We start from the raw sequence: 19346 nt of genomic DNA on the forward strand, positions 1-19346 counted from the left end.
ACTCCCTATTTTTTTAAAGTTCTTTCTCTTTAGCTTTTAGATTTGAGATTATACGCTCTTGATACTCCTCAAATTCTTGGATTTCGTTATCCGAAAAGCCTTGGTAGAATATCTCTCCCAGTTCCTGACTAACGCGATCTCCAATTTCTTTTTGCGCCCAACCTAATTCCGTCAAGACTACAAACTTCTTGCGCTTGTCCTGGTCACTCTGTTCAATCTTAACCAAGCCTTGCTCGACCAATTTCTTTATCATGCTGGTCAATGTGTTATTAGCTAGTCCCGTCGCTAAAGCAATATCAGTTGCAGTTGCCCTGCCTTGCTCTTTTTGCCATAAGACTGTTAAAATTTTCCCTTGTTCACTTCTGTATTGAGCATCTGGTTCCTTGCTCAAGAGTTTTTGAAAGATACGCCCGTTCAACAAACGTATCTGTAAAGCTTGGTAGCCCCCTTGCATCTTGTCCATTTTGTCTCCTTTTTATTTCTATATCGAAATATCACAGTCATTGTATCACTGTTCGTTACATCTGTCAACTATTTCGATATCGAAATAATTATAAAAACAAAAAAACTTTCCTAATCATCTAGGAAAGTTCTAACTATAATCGATTGATATCTTTAAAATCTTTTATTCAGCCTTGGTAATATCTTCACGCATCTCATCGACATTGAATTTAGCAAAGAGATACTGACGGTCTTGAACTGGGAAACGTTGATCGAGTTGGTCAACTGGTCCAACTTCGATAATACCATTTTCAATAACAAAGTCCATAACGTGACCACCGAATGTCAAGTCGTCTGAAATAAAATGAAGGTGATAACCAGCAACACTCACACCGTGAAACATTTCTGGCGTCCAAATACCAACGATGGTACCTGAAATATCATCTACCTCGTACTCAGGTTGGCGAGTGGCAACATCAGCAAACTTAATATCCGCATTTGATTTAGGAATCATGCGCACGTGCATGTGTTTAAAATGACCCTTAATTTTGATAGAACGGAAGAGATTAACCCCATCATAGTAAGATTCAATACGATCCTCAAGTTCTTTATCAGTCATTTCATAACGTTGACGGAAGATAACTTCAGCTTGGTGAGGTACGACTGCTGCATAGGGAACTTTTTCATCTGGAGAAACTTCTACCACTTCGACTTTACCTTCAGAGCCTTTAGCTTGATAGGCTTTACCATCAAGAACAATCAACTCCCCATCAATAGAATCTAATGTTCCAAGACCCAAGTCTCCATGCTCCAACAATTCACCAACTGTTAAAGTACCTCCATAAAGCCCAGCCATCAAGGCTCCCAAAGTATTATATTGAAATAATTTTATGGCTTCAGACATGTCTACACCCTCTTTTTAGTAAAATTCATCTGGCAAAATAGTTTCGCCGAGTTTAATATTATCTTTATAGTCGATTGGAACATCAATAAGGACTGGTCCATCTACAGCTTGAGCCAAGGCTTCTTGGAGTAAGCTAGAAAACTCCTCTTTACTTGTTGCACGATAACCTTTCGCTCCAAAGCTCTCAGCATATTTTACAAAATCTACAGGACCAAAGTCAACCCCAGATGATCGACCATACTTCATTTCTTCCTGGAATTCCACCATATTGTAATGGCCATCGTTCCAGATAATATGAACAATTGGCAATTTCAATCGAACTGCTGTCTCCAATTCTTGTGCTGAGAAGAGGAAACCACCGTCACCAGAAACAGAAATGACTTTTGTCTTAGGACGAACCAAAGCTGCAGAGATGGCCCACGGAAGAGCAACCCCTAAAGTTTGCATCCCATTTGAGAAAAGCAAATGACGTGGTTCATAAGATTTGAAATAACGAGCCATCCAGATATAGTGACTACCAACGTCAACGGTAACTGTCATATCATCATCTGTTTGTTCTTGTAAAACATCAATTAAATCGAGTGGATGTACGGTACCTTCTTCGGGCTGACGCTCAAATTTAACATCTTCAACGACTGTATTTTTTAACCCTTTAAGATACTCAACTGATCCTTCAGGTAATTTGTAGCCTTGAATAGCTGGCAAGAGCAAGTCTAAGGTTGCTTCTACATTGCCAATCAATTCACGTTCTGGCTGGAAGTAAGTATCCACCTCAGCAGGTTCAACATCAATTACGATAATACGTGCTGAAATTTCAGCATTCCAGTTACGTGCTTCATACTCAATTGGGTCATAACCAATGGCAATAATCAAGTCCGACTTCTTAAGCAACATGTCCCCCGGTTGGTTACGGAAAAGACCTACACGACCAAAGAAAGTATCCTCTTCAAGGTCACGTGACACGATACCAGCACCTTGGAAAGTTTCAACAACTGGTAATTTAACATGTTTCAAAATCTGGCGAATAGAGTAAGTTACAGCTTCTGATGAAGCGCCGTTCCCTAAAAGTAAGACTGGCAATACGGCATTTTTTATCGCCTGTGCGAGATAGTTAATATCAGAAACAGATGCTGAACCAAGTTTTGGATCCGTCATAGGCTTGATAGCCTTAACACTGACCGGAGCATCAGTCACGTCTTGAGGAATTGAAATAAAGCTTGCACCCGGTTTCCCTGACTTAGCATGGCGATAGGCATTAGCAACCGTTTCAGAAAGTGTATTAGCATCATGTACTTCAGCAGCATACTTGGTAATCGGTTCAAGCATAGCAACGTTATTCATTGATTGATGGGCACGTTTCAAAAGATCTGCACGCTTAACCTGACCACCAATAGCAAGAACAGGATCTCCTTCATCTGTCGCTGTTACCAAACCAGTAGCCAAATTTGAGACACCTGGACCAGATGTTACCAATACTACACCGGGTTTCCCTGTGATACGTCCAACACCTTGAGCCATAAAAGCAGCATTTTGCTCATGACGGGCAACAATCAATTCAGGTCCCTTATCTTCCAAAGTATCAAAAACCCTATCGATTTTTGCACCTGGAATCCCAAAGACATAATCAACATCATGGTTGATCAAACTATCAACCACTAAATCCGCACCATACAATTGCTTTTCTTCTGACATGAACACAGTCCTTCTGGCCCTAAAATGATAGAGCCAATTTTCCTTTCAAGTATAAGTCACAAAGTGTCAAAGTCTGCTCGTTTTTTCACAAACTTTTATCACTTCACAATTCTGTTATCATTATAGCACAGTTTTCAGACAATCTTGTGAAAAAAAGATTGTGAAATTTTGAACTTCCATTGCAAAAAGAAACACCCGATTACTATCAGATGTTCATGAATTTTTTACCTTAGCAAACTCTCGATTAAGATAATTTTGCAAGCCTTCAAAAATCTCTATTAACTGGAGATAATTAGACAAGCTTGAGCGACCAGGGATATCTACGACATCCAAAGAAATGCGTTCCAAGTCCTTTTCATAGAGAATGCGGAAGGATACCACTGCTTGATCAGAAAAATAATTCTCCTCTGCTAAAATAAAGCACTCATAGATGATGCCAACAGGATTAGCAACCTTCAATTCAATACGAACTGCGCCTAATCCCAAGGCCTCCACTTGCTGAAAACGCTCCAGAATAGCCTGTCGCTGACTGGGGACAAAACTCATGATATCCATAGTGGCCCTCCCAAGATTCCTTTTTGTCTATTATAGCCTAAAGCTGAGAAAAATGCTTGTAATGGGTTTCTTGATAAGACTAAAAGCCCATGAATCCTTATTTAGCTTCTTTATAATCTCTAAAGTCCGATTTTATAGTGTTATCGTAATCATGTTTATCTACCCACTCCTTAATATCAGCAAAAGAATGAATTTCCTTCCTAATACCAGCACCGTCCTCTACAGAAATTACAATTGCTTGCTCTCCATTTGTTCCCAACCAATGTAAAATATCATTGGTCTGCTCTTCAGGGGAAAAATAGATTTGTGATTGTTTGTCGTACTCTCTATCTCTATAGGACTCATATTGAGCCAATTTCTTTTTATAGGCATCATATTTCCTATCATAATCTTTTTGGGCTTTTTGACGTGCTTTTTCGTAAGCTCGATAGTCTTTCTGATAGTCTTGTTCTGCCTTTTGCTTAAGAATCTCACTGAAACTTAAAGTTTTAACAGGAAAAATAGAATCAGGAAAAACATTAAATTCTGGAACTTTCTTTGGTTCGCTTGGTTTATCAGGTTCTTTCCTTTTCACTGGCTCAGTTGGACCGACCGGAAAATCTCCCTCCTTACCTTGACGGGTCAATAGTTTAAATTTCTTTAAGGTATTACTGTTTGTTGTTGTCTGATTAACAGCCTCTTCGTAAATAGGCTTAACTTCAGAATTTTCTTTAAATAGATTAATTTGATTCTCTTGTTTTGAAGTATCTACATTATCAATCTCTAGGATCACATTTAGATGAGCTGATAAATGATTGTTTGTTTGAGCAGGAGACATTCTTAAAAGCTCATCCAAGTTTCCTTCTCTCTTTAAATATCCCCACATGTTGCTATCATTCACCTGATTACGAGCAGAACTCTTATCACCAAAATAAAGCATTTCATCCTTACTGTAAGAATAATCTGGTAGGTCTCTAGTTAAAAATTGATTCGTATCTAAATTGTAAGCAAATTGCTTATCGTTTTGAGAATTCTCCAAGAAAACATAATCGTAACCATCAATCGCTCTTAAAGACACAACCAACTCCTTAATATCTTTAAAATCTTTTATTTTCTTCAAATATGGGGTCAAATTAATAATTTTCTTTTTAAAATCTTTGTTAATATCATAAACTACCAAATGAGCTTGATGCAGACTACTCATGGTATCGTAATAGCGAACAAAATGATTTCTACCAATCAACTCAGTCGCTACGTTATCTTCAGAATTATAGTAAGTAGGTTCTTCCTGACTAATGGCAACATACTGATGGCGGCTGCCAAAAATCTCATTGTCAGTTACCTTATCCGCTTTTAAAGCAATCTGTAATTCCTCTACAGCTTTTTCGTGAAATTTATGTTTGACATAAGCATTTCCTAAAAAGAAAAGTGTGAGTAGAGTCGCAGTATAAATCCTTCCACGCTTCGAGAAAGGAAATCTTAAAATCTTCTTTATCATAACTTTTTTACAAAAATAGCCAGAACATCACATTCTGACTATTACTCTTATTTCTCATCTTCGTCCATTGAAAGTACTGACAAGAAGGCTTCTTGTGGGACTTCAACCGAACCGATGGCTTTCATACGTTTCTTACCAGCTTTTTGTTTTTCGAGAAGTTTACGTTTACGTGAAACGTCACCACCGTAACACTTAGCCAAGACGTTTTTACGAAGGGCTTTGATATCTGTGCGGGCAACGATTTTTTGACCGATAGCCGCTTGGATAGGCACCTCGAATTGTTGACGTGGAATAATTTTCTTAAGCTTATCAACGATAAGTTTTCCACGCTCATAGGCAAATTCCTTGTGGACGATGAAGCTAAGGGCATCGACCTTGTCACCATTAAGGAGAATATCCATTTTCACCAATTGTGAACGACGGTATTCTGACAATTCATAGTCAAAGCTTGCATAACCACGTGTAGATGATTTCAATTTATCAAAGAAATCAAAGACGATTTCAGCAAGTGGAATTTGATAGATAACGTTCACACGATTATCATCAATGTATTCCATGGTTTCAAAATCACCACGTTTACGTTGTGCCAACTCCATAACCGCACCAACATATTCTTGAGGAACCATGATTTGAGCTTTAACATAAGGCTCTTCAATAGCATCAATACGTGTAGGATCTGGGAACTCTGAAGGGTTAGACACTTCAAGCATCTCACCGTCAGTAGTATTAACATGGTAAACTACCGATGGTGCTGTCATGATGAGGTCGATGTTAAACTCACGTTCCAAGCGCTCTTGGATAACATCCATGTGAAGAAGACCCAAGAAACCACAGCGGAAACCGAAACCAAGGGCTTGAGACGTTTCAGGCTCAAACTGAAGACTGGCATCGTTCAACTGGAGTTTTTCAAGGGCTTCACGCAAGTCGTTATACTTATTTGATTCAATTGGGTAAAGACCTGCAAACACCATTGGGTTCATTTGCTTATAGCCATGGAGTGGCTCTGCAGCTGGATTATCTGCAAGTGTCACGGTATCACCGACACGGGTATCCGCAACAGTCTTAATTGAGGCTGCGATATAACCAACATCTCCTGTCGCAAGGTAATCACGACCAACAGCTTTAGGTGTGAAGATACCAACCTCAGTAACATCAAAGGTCTTACCATTAGACATCATTTGAATCTTATCGCCTGGTTTAACCATTCCGTTAACCACACGCACTTGGAGGATAACCCCACGGTAAGCATCGTAAACAGAGTCAAAGATAAGGGCTTGGAGAGGCGCTTCAACTTCACCTTGAGGTGCAGGAACTTTCTCAACGATTTGTTCGAGAATCTCCTCGATACCGATACCAGCTTTAGCTGATGCAAGCACGGCTTCAGAAGCATCTAGTCCGATAACATCTTCAACCTCTGTACGCACACGTTCAGGATCTGCAGCTGGAAGGTCGATTTTATTGATAACTGGTAAGATTTCCAAGTCATTATCTAGGGCCAAGTAAACATTGGCAAGTGTTTGCGCTTCAATTCCTTGAGCTGCATCCACCACCAAGATTGCACCCTCACAGGCAGCAAGAGAACGTGACACTTCATAAGTAAAGTCCACGTGTCCTGGTGTGTCGATAAGGTGGAAAATATATGTTTCGCCATCTTTAGCTGTATAGTTAAGCTCAATGGCATTTAGTTTGATAGTGATACCACGTTCACGCTCGAGGTCCATACTATCAAGGAGTTGCGCCTGCATCTCACGACTTGATACTGTCTCAGTCTTTTCCAAAATACGGTCAGCAAGGGTTGATTTACCGTGGTCAATATGGGCAATAATAGAGAAGTTACGAATCTTCTCCTGTCGTTGTTTTAATTCTTCAATATTTGGCATTTTTATCTTTCCTAGTTCTTACTTGTGATTATAAAAAAACTAATCGTTACCTTCTATTATACAAAAAAGACAGGCTTTTGCCTATCTCTAATATCTGCTTTCTGACCGCATTTAGTCCTTCTTACTTCTTAAAATTATCGTTGTAGTGCTTATTAATAATTGCCGAGCGCTTGTTTTCTGTAGAACTACTTGAAAATGGAGCTAAACCGAAGGCTAGTACAACAATTCCCAATAGAATGAGACTAAAAAATGGGTGCTCTATAATATAGTGTAAAATATCTGACATAGAAAGGCTCCTTTTAAAGCATAATTAATTACGATTATATTATCAGAAATATTATGTTTTATCAAGCAAAAAAAGAGAGCCTTCCGCTCTCCTTTTATTTTAATGGAATTGCATTCCACCATCCACGATGATGGTTTGACCTGTGATGTAGTTTGAGTCAGGTCCAGCCAAGAAGCTAACTGCTGCTGCCACATCTTCAGGTTCTGACAAACGTTTGAGAGTAATATCTTTAGCAAAAGTTTGCATACCCCATTCATCATCTTTACCAGCGTTCTTACCAACTTCATGAGCAATGTCAAACATCATTGGAGTCTTAACGATACCTGGTGCATAAGCATTGACAGTGATGCCTGATTCAGCCAAGTCACGCGCCAAAGTTTGAGTGATACCACGCACTGCAAATTTAGTACCACCATAGACAGTCAAGTTAGGGTTACCAACGACACCAGCTTGAGATGTTGCATTGATGATTTTACCACCATGACCAAGTGCTTTGAATTGTGCTTGTGCAGCTTGAGCACCCCAGATAACACCACCGACATTGATGTTAAATGTACGTTGGAACTGTTCTTCAGTAATAGTATCAAGTGGTGTTGTTGGTGCCACACCGGCATTATTAACAACAACATTCAAATCACCAAAGTGATCAACAACTTTTTGGAAAGCAGCTGCTACTTCAGCTTGTTTAGATACATCAGCTACAACCGCAAATGCTTTGTCTGCTGACAATTCAGCAACCGCTTTTTCTGCAGTTTCAGCGTTGTAGTCCAATACTCCGACTTTAAAACCATCTTCAACCAAACGTTTTGCAATCGCAAAACCAATACCTTGACCTGCACCTGTAACAATAGCAACTTTTGACATACGAAATCCTCCTCTACCAATTAGAGTCACTGGCTTAATACCGAGCCTTATCTCAATTGGAATACGCTAAGTTAGTCAAGTTCTGGCAAAGTCATTTTCATAGGCTTTGTCTTAACTCAATTAAAATTCTACTCCTTTATGAAAACGTAGTCAAGTAATTATCAAACTTTTCTGAAAACAAATAAGACCACCCTTGGGTGACCTTATTCCTATTATTCTTCAAATTCAAAACCTAGTGCTTCCATATCGTCCAAGCCACCTAGATTAGTCACCTTAGTATATCCTCGCTCTTTAAGAACTGATGCAGCGAATTCTGCACGAGGCCCCATTTTACAATAGAGGTAAATTGAAGCGTCTTTTTCAGCTGGAATCTCAGCAGAAAAAAATTGTGTATGAGGAATCAAGAGGGCATTCTTAACATGACCTTCTGAATACTCTTCTGGAGTTCTGACATCAATTAACAGTCCACCCTTAGCTAAATCAGATTGAATCTGTACTAAATCCATCTTACTCACCAAACCAAATCTGAATTTCTCGAGCCGCAGATTCTTCTGAATCAGAACCATGAACAATATTTGGAATCATGTCCCCATCTGGTGCTGTTGCAAAGTCTCCACGAATCGTTCCTGGAGTAGCATCCCCAGGATTAGTTGCTCCCATCATATCACGCCATGACTTGATAACACTTGGGCCAGACATAATACCAATAACTGCCGGGCCACTCATCATGAATTCTGCAATACTAGGAAAAAAAGGTTTATCAACCAATTGGGCATAATGTTCTTTAAGACGTTCTTCGTCAAGCATCAGCATCTCCATACGCTCAATAACGAAGCCACGTCGCTCAATTCGATCAAGCACTTGACCAATTAGATGGCGTTTAACAGCATCTGGTTTAATAATAAAGAATGTTTTTTGCATGTTCCCAACCTTCATTGTTTTCTTTTCATTTTACCATAGGAAGTATCATTTTGCAGGGTAAAACCTTATATAGTCTTAAACTATGCCCTCAGAAAGAAATTAACTATTTTTCATTAATGCAAATAAAAAGTATCATGGAAATAAAATGATATTTTGAGGGTAATTTTATGACAAAATCTAAATTCCAATTAGTAGGTTCTCTTCTTCGTCCTGCGGATCTCCGTAAATATAAGGACGAAATCGAGCACCGTGACGACATCCAGTATCCTTTCTATGATGCCCTTCCTGGTTATCAAGAAACTGAAACTGCAGATATTAAGCAAATTGTGACTGACCAAAAAGCTAACGGTATTGACATCCTTACTGATGGTGAGTTTGGACGTTCTATGTGGCATTTAGACTTTGTCTGGGGATTTAAAGGAATTGAACGCTACATTGCTGAGCATGGCTACACTTTTAAAGACCATGATGGTGGTCAATATGAAACACGTAAAGATATCGGTATTCGCATCACTGAGCCGCTCTCAGGTAAAAACCACCATTACCTAGATATCTATAAATTGGTTAAGGCTGAAGCTGGTGATGAAGATACCAAACAAACTATCTGGGGACCTGCCCATGCCTACACTGAACTTGCTATCTTTGACCGTTTGGCTGGTCCAGGACAAGTCTATGAAACAAATGAAGACCTCAAAAAAGGTTTGATTAACGCCTATAAAGAATTCTTGGAAGAATACAAGGCAGTTGGTGGAAAAATCGTTCAATTTGACGACTGTCTCTGGGAACTCTTTGACCCATCAAACCCTGCAAGTTTCTTTGCGGAAGGTAATTCTGATTTGGCAGAATTGGCTGATGAGTTTGTAGCAATCAATAACGAGGTTGTAGATTATGCTCACGAACTTGGTTTAACGGTTTGGACGCACAACTGTCGTGGTAACTATGAAAGCCGTTCTGCTGCCGAAGGAACTTACGAAGCCATTGCTAAGAAGTTCTTGGCAGAGCAACACTATGATCGCTTCTTCCTTGAATGGGACAGCGATACTGCTGGCGACATCAAGGCTCTCGAAGCCCTCAAAGACAGCAAGGCTGAAGTTGTACTAGGACTTTTGTCTTCTAAAACTACTGACCTTGATGACGAAGAACGTGTCCTCGATTTGCTTGAAAAAGCGAGTCAAATCCTTCCAAAAGAACGTCTCTTCCTCTCTCACCAATGTGGTTTCGCCTCATGTGACTCAGGTAATGAGTTGGCAACACCACAACAATGGACTAAAATAAAACAAGGTCAAGAAATCGCTAAGAAATTCTTTGGTTAATTGAATACTTTTAAACATTAAAATCCCTTGCCGTATTCGGTAAGGGATTTTAATGTTGTCTATGCTTGAATAAAAGGTTGTAAATCTTTAAGAGCTCGCTCAGCAATTTTTTCATAGCGCTCTTTCTTGTCACGAATACGTGGCCCTTCCAACTCTTTGATAATACCAAAGTTAACATTCATTGGTTGGAAATGTTTACTTTCAGCATGTGTCACATAATATGGCAGACTCCCGATAGCTGTTGTGTGAGGGAAGATAACCTCATCTTCACCCATAAAGAGACGGGCAGCATTGATGCCGGCAACCAAACCTGAAGCAGCCGATTCAACATAACCTTCAACACCAGTCATTTGTCCCGCAAAGAACAAGTTAGGGTTTGATTTTGATTGGAAGGTCTGTTTAAGCAAGTTTGGCGAATCCATGTAAGAGTTGCGGTGCATTACCCCGTATCGCACAAATTCAGCGTTTTCAAGACCTGGAATCATTTGGAAGACACGCTTTTGCTCTCCCCATTTGAGGTGGGTTTGGAAACCAACAATATTATAGAGACTACCAGCCGCATTGTCCTGACGAAGCTGAACAACCGCATAAGGTGTCTTGAAGTCACCATCACGTGGACCCTTATAATCCTCAGGATACTCCAAACCAACTGGTTTCATAGGACCATAGAGCATTGTCTTGATACCACGTTTAGCCATAACCTCGATAGGCATACAGCCCTCGAAATACTTTTCTTTTTCAAAAGAATTCAAAGGAGCTTCTTCAGCTGTTGTCAAGGCCTCGTGGAATGCCATGAACTCTTCCTTGGTCATTGGACAGTTTAGATAAGCTGCTTCACCCTTGTCATAGCGTGACTTAAGGTAAACCTTGTTCATATCGATAGTCGATTTATCAACGATTGGTGCAGCGGCATCATAGAAATAGAAGCCATCTCCACCGTTAAGCTCATGAATTTTTTCAGCTAGAGCATCAGAAGTCAATGGTCCTGAAGCAATAACTGTAATGGCATCATCAGGAATTTCTGTGATTTCTTCACGGATAACTTCAATTAATGGATGATTTTCAATTTCCGCTGTAACAGCTTCTGCATAGCCTTCACGGTCCACCGCCATAGCACCACCTGCTGGCACACGGTGAGCTTCTCCATTTCGCATAATGATAGAGTCCAAACGACGCATTTCTTCTTTAAGAAGCCCTACAGCGTTGGTCAAGCTATCTCCACGGAAAGAGTTAGAGCAAACCAATTCTGCAAAATTTGTTGTCTTATGCTGCGGTGTTGCTTTGACCCCACGCATTTCATAAAGTTTTACCGGAATACCACGTTTGGCAATCTGATAAGCCGCCTCGGAGCCGGCCAAACCAGCTCCAATCACGTTAATATAATCTGCTTTTGATTGAGACATGACACTAATACCTCTTTGGAAACAAGATTAAATCCTATCTCCACAAATCTTTCTTCATTTTTACTCTTAGTAGTATAGCAAAAAACTCCTCGTCTGGCGACTAGGAGTCATCTGAGTTTAAAGAGGTAAAATGATAGTTACTTTAGCACCACACGTTGTATGGTCATTTGAAAGAGAAAGGCTACCATGGTGTAACCGAACTATATCATTGGCAATAGTCAGACCAAGTCCGCTGTGATTGCGACTCTGTCTACTTTTATCTTCCTGATAAAAGAGCTGAGTCGCCTTTTCAAGAGATTCAAGGGAAAATCCAGGTCCAGAATCAAGGCAGATAAACTTGAATTCATCAGATGCGATTTTGGTGAACAAGGTTAACTGACTGCCACTAGGTGTATGCTCCACCGCATTCGAAACGATATTCATAATAGCTCGATTCAACAAGGGCCTATCCCAATGGCCTATGATTTCTTTCTCAATTTCTTTCTTGTCAAATACTACATTAATTTGTTTCGTTTGTGCTAGTGACAAGGTTTGATCGTAAATGTCTTCAACAAATTCCCTAACCGAAATGTCTTCAAGCTTCAAGGTTTTCTTCAAACTCGTTTTGTTGAGTTCGGACAACTCTTGAACATAGGAATCAACCTGTGCAATCCCTTTTTGAAAATGTTCTAACAAGTCCGTTTGTTCTTCATCTAAGGTCGTCATAGCTAAGAGTTCTGCATTGCCCCGAGCAACTGTCAATGGTGTCTTCAGGTCATGAGTTAAGGCTGAAATCTGATTTTGCTTATCCTTTTCTGCCTTCCAATTTTCCATCAAAGAGTCACGGAGTGCTACCCTCATATGATCCAAACCATTTAAAACCTGGTTAAACTCAGTAATTTTAGATTTGGACGTTTGAAAATCCAAGTCTTGCTCTGCTATTTTCTCTGTTGCCTTCAATATTGGTCTCAACTCTCGACTCAATTTACTAGCATAGTAAAAAGTTAAAGTAATAAATATGAGTAGGATAGACACAATCATTGAGCCAATCATCAATAGGTTAGCATTGGGAAAGTGCTGGTTCATCCACTCATTACGATACCGAGGTGATAGTTGATAATTGACAATGACGATGCCATCTGACCGTTCAAATGACTGAAAATAGCCATATTTGCCACCATGAGCATTCTTGAATTGGTAATCTAGCAAGGATTCTTCTTGCAAGTTAACTGGCATGTTAGACTTTTTAAGTTTAAAATCTCTAGTCAAGAAGACATAGCTTGTACCATCAGGCAAAACATTTGGATTAAAGACCTTAGAAGTTTCAATATCATTCCTGACGACAGACAAATCACTTTCTACCTGATTTGCTGGAAACACAACGCCAAAACGATAAGACAAGCTGAACAAAGACAAAATAAGCAGGCTACTGATTGCTGATAGAACTGTAAGACTGACGACATAAGATATCAAGATTGTTCTTAGAGAGTGTTCTCTTTTTTTAATTAGTGCCACTTGTAACCAATCCCCCAGACTGTTTCAATAGGATTTTGCCCAACATCTTTGAGCTTTGCACGGATATTTTTGATATGTTCGGCCACTGCTGTCGGACTCCCTTTATCCTCATAGCCGTACAAATGCGTGTAGATTTGTTCTTTGGAAAAGACTTGGCCCTTATTTTCAGCCAGAAACTGACAAATACCATATTCTGACTTAGTCAAATCTAACAACTGATTCTCAACATAAAGCTCCTGAGCAGACAAATCAAACTGAATATTTCCAATTAATAGCTTATGGTGGCGCTCACGATGTTCACGTCTCAAGTGTGCAGCCACACGCGCTTGAAGTTCTTTAACCCCAAATGGCTTGCAAATATAATCATCAGCACCATAAGTCAAGCCTTGAACAATATCAGCCTCTTGCGTTTTGGCTGTAATAAAGAGTATAGGACAATCCACCTGATCACGAATCTCATGACAAAACTGGAGACCGTCAACATCAGGCATCATGATATCCAGTAAAATCAAGTCAAACTGTGGCAACGAGTTCTTATCCAAATCTAAAACACTTGTAAGTCCCGTCACCTTATGATTTTGGAGCTCTAAAGCCTTTACAACCAATTGAACAATATCTTCCTGATCATCAACAACAAGTATCTGAGCCATAATCTTTCCTTTCGTACAAAGTTACCCTTATCATATCATCTATAGAAGATAACTGACAAGGCGTAGAGTAGATAAATCTATTAATAAGATTTTGAATTTATTGGCAAAAAACAAATAAATAACAAAGTCACCCCAACAATCCATAAAGGTAGGGAATTGAGTTGGCTCCAATCATTAAGGATAAGGCTATTGATAGGTAAAACAATAGGAAGCCAATGAGTAGACAAGAAAACTTTATTACTAGCAAAAATAATAAAAATAATTTCAACCATAGAGATAATAATATTACTAACACTGTTCAGACTCACTTGTATAAAGTAGTGAAAATGATTAAGAAAGACTATTAACATCCAACTTGATAGACTTACTACAAATCCATTCACACTATTCATAAGAAGGAGGTTTATGATAAGCCAACTAAATAAAGAAGGTAGGCTAAGGGTTAGGTCTACTATCAAAAGTTTAGCCAACCATAAACGTCTTTGCTTAGGGTAACTCGATATTTCTTGATAATGATTAGCGTATTTTTCTTGTTCAATCCCTAAAATTGACAAAAATGATGTCATTAGCGGATAGCATAAAAAAGATAATATGGCTAAATTAGTTAGAGAAAAACCATTAGGAACGAAGCTCACATACATTGGAATTGTAATGATCTCTAAGACAGCAAAACTGAGAATAAGATAAAGACCGAAAGTATTCTTTAATTTAAGTAACTCACTCCTTAGCATTTAATTGTCTCCTTTGCAGTGAAAAAGATAAAAGCAATGTCACTACTATTGATAGCATCATCGTAAGTAACACCTGAAAAATGCTAGTATGATTCGTATTTACAATAATATCCCCGGATGGTTTAAGGTTTAATAAAAATTGAGCTATTTTATAGTGATAGGTATAGGGGAAAACAAACCAGAGTGGACTCTGAGCAATAAAGGGTGCTATTAAAAGACAAACCAATGTATTAAGAGCTAATAGGATGAATTGACTCATGTATTTAGACATCAGATAAAGTAAAGGAATGTTCCATAAAGTTGTCAACCAAATTAAGATTAAGGAAATAGCTGTTTTAGGAATATTTATTGGAATAAAATCTGTGTAAATAAATGCAACGAGACTGAGGAAAGCTAGTAAGAATAAACTAGCAATCAATGTTCTCATTCCTATAAGCACCATTTTCATCAAGATAATTTTCCAAGTGAAATATACATTTGTAACATTTTGAAAATGCCCAGCCTGGTCTTCTAAACGTCTATCAACTATAAACAAAACACCATTTACAAGATATAAAAAGATAGCTTCCCACCAATAAACCGAGAAAGGAACAAAAATCTGTAACCCTCCCATTAAAAAGGCTATAAGAACGGTTAAAAATGGTATGATGATTAAGAATTTAGTCGTTCCTAAATGTTGTAATTTAAGCAATTCCGAATAGAATATCTTTTGCATATCACTAACCCCCATGAACAATTTTAAAGAAGAGTCTCTCAAGACTATCTACATTTTTGTTTTCACCATCATATTGAATTTTACCTTTGTCGAGAATAAGAATATGATCAGCAACCTTACTAATTTCTATAAGTTGATGACTGGAAACCAGAATTGTCATTCCTTTTGCTTTCAAGGAACGAATAAGGTTTAGCAATTCATTTATACCGTCAGGATCAAGTCCATTAGTAGGCTCATCTAGAATTAAAAATTGGGGATTAGTTAAAATAGCCATACCAATCCCAAGTCGTTGCTTCATACCTAATGAAAATTTACCGGCTTTTTTCTTTCCAGTATTTGAAAGACCAATTATTTCTAAGGTTTCATAAATTTTGGAATCAGGAATATCATATAACAACGCTTTTGTTTTTAGATTATCAAAAGCCGAAAGATTGTGATAAATTGCAGGTGTTTCGATTAATGCACCTAATAAATGTTTGTTTTTGGATGATCCATCAAATCGAATTTCTCCACTACTTTTTTGGACTAAGCCAAAAAGAATTTTCATCAGAGTTGACTTACCAGCACCATTTACTCCTAATAGACCAGAAACTGTTCCAGATTCAATTGTAATTGTGATGTTGTCTAAAATAGTCTTATCTTTGTAGGATTTTGAAAGTTGTTTAACAGTTATTTCCATTTGCACACCTCTTTTAGAATAGTTGTGTTTTCAATATAAGCTTATATTTATCTAATATCAGAAAATCACTTACTCTCCTTTCTTTTCATGCTTAGTATAAAAAACAAATTTAAGGAAAGTTTCAGTTTTTCTGATAAAATACAAAAAAACTATCCCAAGTTTTAACTTGAGATAGCTTTCTTTATTTAACAATAGATTCTTTGTAGTCACACTCTTCGTTGCTACAGATAACTTGCTTGCCGCCACCACGGACTTTCTTCTCGACAAGATAATCGCCTGATTTAGGACAGTTACGTCCAACAGGGATATCCCACGACGTAAATTCACAGTCAGGATAGCGATCACATCCATAAAAGACACGATTTCGTTTTGTCTTACGTTCGATGACCTGACCTTTACCACAGGTTGGACAAGTAACGCCAATTTCTTTGGTAATGGCTTTAGTATTGTGACAGTCGGGGAAGTTACTACATGCGTAGAACTTACCGTATCGACCAAGTTTGATGACCATTGGGTGACCACAGAGGTCACAATCAAAACCGGCAGGCTCATCCTTGATTTGGATTTTTTCAATACCTTCTTCAGCTTTTTCCAATTCTTTTTGGAATGGTTTGAAGAATTCATCAATAACCTTTTGCCATTGTTCCTTACCGATTTCAACTTTATCGAGTTTTCCTTCCATCTCGGCCGTGAATTTAACATCCACGATGTCAGGGAAGAATTCGACGATTAAGCTATTAACGATTTCACCAAGCTCTGTTGGTTCAAAACGTTTAGCTACCAATTTGACGTAGTAACGACGTTGAATAACATCAAGTGTCGGTGCATAAGTTGACGGACGACCAACACCATTTTCTTCCAGCGTCTTAATCAGAGTCGCTTCAGAATAGCGAGCAGGTGGTTGCGTGAAGTGTTGTTCAGGCGTTGTCACAACCTTCTTAACCGTATCACCTTCAGCCATATCAGGAAGCATCTTGTTCTTATCAGAATCGTTGTAAACGGCCATATAACCATCGAACTTGATTTGGCTACCATTTGCAGTGAAAATGACTCCGTTTTGAGACAAGGTCACCTTCATCGTATCAAATACTGCAGCTGTCATTTGACTCGCTACAAAACGATTCCAAATAAGAGTATAAAGCTTGAGTTGGTCCTTATCCAAATACTTAGCGATGCTTTCTGGTGTTTGGAAAACATTTGACGGACGAATAGCCTCATGGGCATCTTGTGCTCCCGAACTATTTTTCACCTTGCTGCCATGTTTTGAATACTTAGAACCAAAGCGTTCTGTAATAAATTCAGCAGCCTGGTTTTGAGCCACTGGACTGATACGTGTTGAGTCTGTACGCATATAGGTAATCAAACCTTGAGCGCCTGAACCAAGATTAATCCCTTCATACAACTGTTGGGCAACCATCATGGTCTTACGTGTACGGAAGTTAATCTTATTTGCAGCATCCTGTTGGAGAGATGAAGTTGTATATGGCAATGGCGCATTACGACGACGTTCTTTTTTCTCCACTTTATCAACGTTAAAGTCATCACTTGTGATACGAGAGAGAACGGCTTGAACATCGTCATTATTGTTGAGCTTAAGCTTTTTACCATCCAAGCCATAGAAGCTAGCCTGAAACTTCTTAGCACCCTTCTTAAAAGCACCATCAATAGTCCAGTATTCTTCTGGTTTAAAGGCCTTAATTTCATTTTCACGGTCAATAATAAGCTTAAGCGCTACTGATTGTACACGACCTGCAGAAAGACCTTTCTTAACCTTCTTCCATAGAAGCGGTGAAATAGAGTAACCCACAATACGGTCCAAGACACGACGAGCTTGTTGGGCATCTACCAAGTCCATGTCAATGGCGCGTGGCTCTACAAAGGCATTTTTTACCGCATCTTTAGTGATTTCGTTAAAAACGACACGATTCTTATCATCTGGCTCTAATCCAAGAATATGTGACAAATGCCATGAAATGGCTTCCCCTTCACGGTCCGGGTCACTTGCGAGAAAGACTTGCTTGGCTTTTTTAGCTTCTTTCTTCAATTCATTGATAAGAGGTCCCTTACCTCGAATATTAATGTACTGAGGTTCGTAGTTGTTTTCAAAATCAATCGACATACTTGATTTTTTCAAATCACGGATATGCCCAACAGAGGCTACAACTTTATAATTGCGGCCAAGATACTTCTCAATCGTTTTCGCTTTAGCAGGAGACTCCACGATGACCAAATTTTTCTTTGGTGTCGCTCTCTTTTTAGTCGCCTTTTTGGCTGTCGTTTTCTTTGTTGTTTTAGTTTTCGTTTTTGTTGTCGTTGCTGTCGCCATAGACTATTTCCTTATAATGTTATAAACTGGCTGCGCCACTCATCTGTCTAAAATCTAGTCACAAGACATTAAAAAATGAAACATCTTGGACCGAGCAACTAACATGATACCTTCCTTTTCTTTAACTGTCAATTAAAAACTTTTTCTCTATAGGAGAACTTTGATTTTTAAGAAAACTCTGAAAGGATGTCAAACCCTGTCGTAATGCACTTTGCGCCCTCTTGAATTAAGTGATGGCATCCGTCTGATTTTCCATCTAAAATATTTCCTGGAATAGCAAAAACATCTCTACCTTCTTCCATGGCACGCTCACAAGTAATCAGACTTCCTGAGCGAAGTTTTGCTTCTACGACCATAACTCCTTGACACAATCCAGAAATAATCCGATTGCGTTCAGGAAAGTGGTACTTGAGAGGCTGTTCACCCGGTCCATATTCTGTAAGAACTAAATGATTTTTGGCCATATAGTCCTGCAAAGCTTTATTTTCTTTAGGATAATAAACATCAAGTCCGGTCCCGATAACTGCAATGGTGTTCCCCTTATTTTTCAAGGCCTCCATATGCGCACAAGTATCAATCCCACGCGCCAATCCACTCACAATAGTAAAATGATTCCCAAGTTCACTAACAATTTTGCGAACGGACTGTTTGCCTGTTTCAGAACACTTTCTTGCCCCAACAACAGCTAGCTTTGGTTTACTCAGTAAATCAAGATTCCCCTGATAATAAAGGAGGACAGGAGGATTATAGGTATGCTTCAGCTCAATGGGATATTCTTTATCAAAAATCGATAACGTAGAAAAACGTTCAAACTGTTCTTTGAGTTGCTTAATATCTAAACTCTTATACTTTTCCATAAAAAGAACGGCATTTTTAGACTTGGATACCACTGCCATATCACGTAAACTCAATTTTCTATCTTGAGTCTTTTGATAGTCCAAAATATTTAAGATATTCAAATTCGTCAACCCAGCGGCTTTAAGTTTAAAAAGTTCAAAATTATTCATATAGATAC

At 38.7% G+C, this 19346-nt stretch carries 18 protein-coding genes; 1 reads left to right on the forward strand and 17 read right to left on the reverse strand.

All coding sequences use genetic code 11. The features are described from left to right. Nucleotides 1-13 precede the first annotated feature (13 nt). The 9 genes from H7T98_RS08555 to ndk form a co-directional block, all read right to left on the reverse strand. Nucleotides 14-463, reverse strand: coding sequence for a MarR family winged helix-turn-helix transcriptional regulator (locus H7T98_RS08555; protein WP_175062914.1), 450 nt, complete (start codon nt 461-463; stop codon nt 14-16). Nucleotides 464-625: 162 nt separating this feature from the next. Next, entirely contained in the window at nt 626-1345 is a 720-nt protein-coding gene (gene budA, locus H7T98_RS08560; protein ID WP_002891043.1) for an acetolactate decarboxylase, read from the reverse strand. A 15-nt stretch (nt 1346-1360) separates the two neighbouring features. Continuing rightward, entirely contained in the window at nt 1361-3037 is a 1677-nt protein-coding gene (gene alsS, locus H7T98_RS08565) for an acetolactate synthase AlsS (RefSeq protein ID WP_201061674.1), read from the reverse strand. A gap of 213 nt (nt 3038-3250) precedes the next feature. After that, complete coding sequence (locus H7T98_RS08570) at nt 3251-3592, reverse strand: hypothetical protein (RefSeq protein ID WP_201061676.1); 342 nt, start codon at nt 3590-3592, stop codon at nt 3251-3253. A gap of 97 nt (nt 3593-3689) precedes the next feature. Continuing rightward, on the reverse strand, nt 3690-5069 hold the full coding sequence (locus H7T98_RS08575; protein WP_201061678.1) for a hypothetical protein: 1380 nt from the start codon (nt 5067-5069) through the stop codon (nt 3690-3692). Nucleotides 5070-5116: 47 nt separating this feature from the next. After that, nucleotides 5117-6949: a translation elongation factor 4 gene (gene lepA, locus H7T98_RS08580; RefSeq protein ID WP_002891049.1), complete on the reverse strand. Its 1833-nt coding sequence runs from the start codon at nt 6947-6949 to the stop codon at nt 5117-5119. 385 nt (nt 6950-7334) lie between these two features. Beyond that, complete coding sequence (locus H7T98_RS08585) at nt 7335-8099, reverse strand: (S)-acetoin forming diacetyl reductase (protein ID WP_060972977.1); 765 nt, start codon at nt 8097-8099, stop codon at nt 7335-7337. Between the two features lie 212 nt (nt 8100-8311). Continuing rightward, nucleotides 8312-8605 (reverse strand): rhodanese-like domain-containing protein, encoded by a 294-nt coding sequence (locus H7T98_RS08590; RefSeq protein WP_175062915.1) that lies wholly within the window; start codon nt 8603-8605, stop codon nt 8312-8314. 1 nt (nt 8606) lies between these two features. Continuing rightward, nucleotides 8607-9020 (reverse strand): nucleoside-diphosphate kinase, encoded by a 414-nt coding sequence (gene ndk / locus H7T98_RS08595; RefSeq protein ID WP_201061680.1) that lies wholly within the window; start codon nt 9018-9020, stop codon nt 8607-8609. A gap of 167 nt (nt 9021-9187) precedes the next feature. On the opposite strand from ndk, the gene H7T98_RS08600 reads away from it, so the two are divergent. After that, nucleotides 9188-10333, forward strand: a complete 1146-nt coding sequence (locus tag H7T98_RS08600) for a cobalamin-independent methionine synthase II family protein (protein WP_201061682.1) — start codon at nt 9188-9190, stop codon at nt 10331-10333. A 59-nt stretch (nt 10334-10392) separates the two neighbouring features. On the opposite strand, the gene trmFO is transcribed toward H7T98_RS08600, so the two are convergent. From trmFO to dprA, 8 genes are all read right to left on the reverse strand, one after another. Continuing rightward, entirely contained in the window at nt 10393-11736 is a 1344-nt protein-coding gene (gene trmFO, locus H7T98_RS08605; protein WP_175057610.1) for a methylenetetrahydrofolate--tRNA-(uracil(54)-C(5))-methyltransferase (FADH(2)-oxidizing) TrmFO, read from the reverse strand. Nucleotides 11737-11853: 117 nt separating this feature from the next. After that, nucleotides 11854-13230: a sensor histidine kinase gene (locus H7T98_RS08610; RefSeq protein ID WP_105291375.1), complete on the reverse strand. Its 1377-nt coding sequence runs from the start codon at nt 13228-13230 to the stop codon at nt 11854-11856. Next, nucleotides 13221-13880 (reverse strand): response regulator transcription factor, encoded by a 660-nt coding sequence (locus tag H7T98_RS08615; RefSeq protein WP_080610559.1) that lies wholly within the window; start codon nt 13878-13880, stop codon nt 13221-13223. Before H7T98_RS08615 ends, H7T98_RS08610 begins: the two co-directional genes overlap by 10 nt. Nucleotides 13881-13960: 80 nt before the next feature. Further along, nucleotides 13961-14611: a nisG gene (locus H7T98_RS08620; protein ID WP_080610560.1), complete on the reverse strand. Its 651-nt coding sequence runs from the start codon at nt 14609-14611 to the stop codon at nt 13961-13963. Beyond that, entirely contained in the window at nt 14598-15326 is a 729-nt protein-coding gene (locus tag H7T98_RS08625) for a lantibiotic ABC transporter permease (protein ID WP_225791580.1), read from the reverse strand. The genes H7T98_RS08620 and H7T98_RS08625 overlap by 14 nt, the downstream gene beginning before the upstream one ends. Nucleotides 15327-15330: 4 nt before the next feature. Then, complete coding sequence (locus H7T98_RS08630) at nt 15331-16005, reverse strand: ATP-binding cassette domain-containing protein (RefSeq protein WP_175057611.1); 675 nt, start codon at nt 16003-16005, stop codon at nt 15331-15333. Between the two features lie 181 nt (nt 16006-16186). Next, nucleotides 16187-18331: a type I DNA topoisomerase gene (gene topA / locus H7T98_RS08635; protein WP_014633069.1), complete on the reverse strand. Its 2145-nt coding sequence runs from the start codon at nt 18329-18331 to the stop codon at nt 16187-16189. 167 nt (nt 18332-18498) lie between these two features. After that, nucleotides 18499-19338, reverse strand: coding sequence for a DNA-processing protein DprA (gene dprA, locus H7T98_RS08640; protein WP_049545391.1), 840 nt, complete (start codon nt 19336-19338; stop codon nt 18499-18501). Between the last annotated feature and the right edge of the window lie 8 nt (nt 19339-19346).

This window comes from Streptococcus sp. 23.2, assembly GCF_016648665.1.
Taxonomy (GTDB): Bacteria; Bacillota; Bacilli; order Lactobacillales; family Streptococcaceae; genus Streptococcus; species Streptococcus salivarius_E.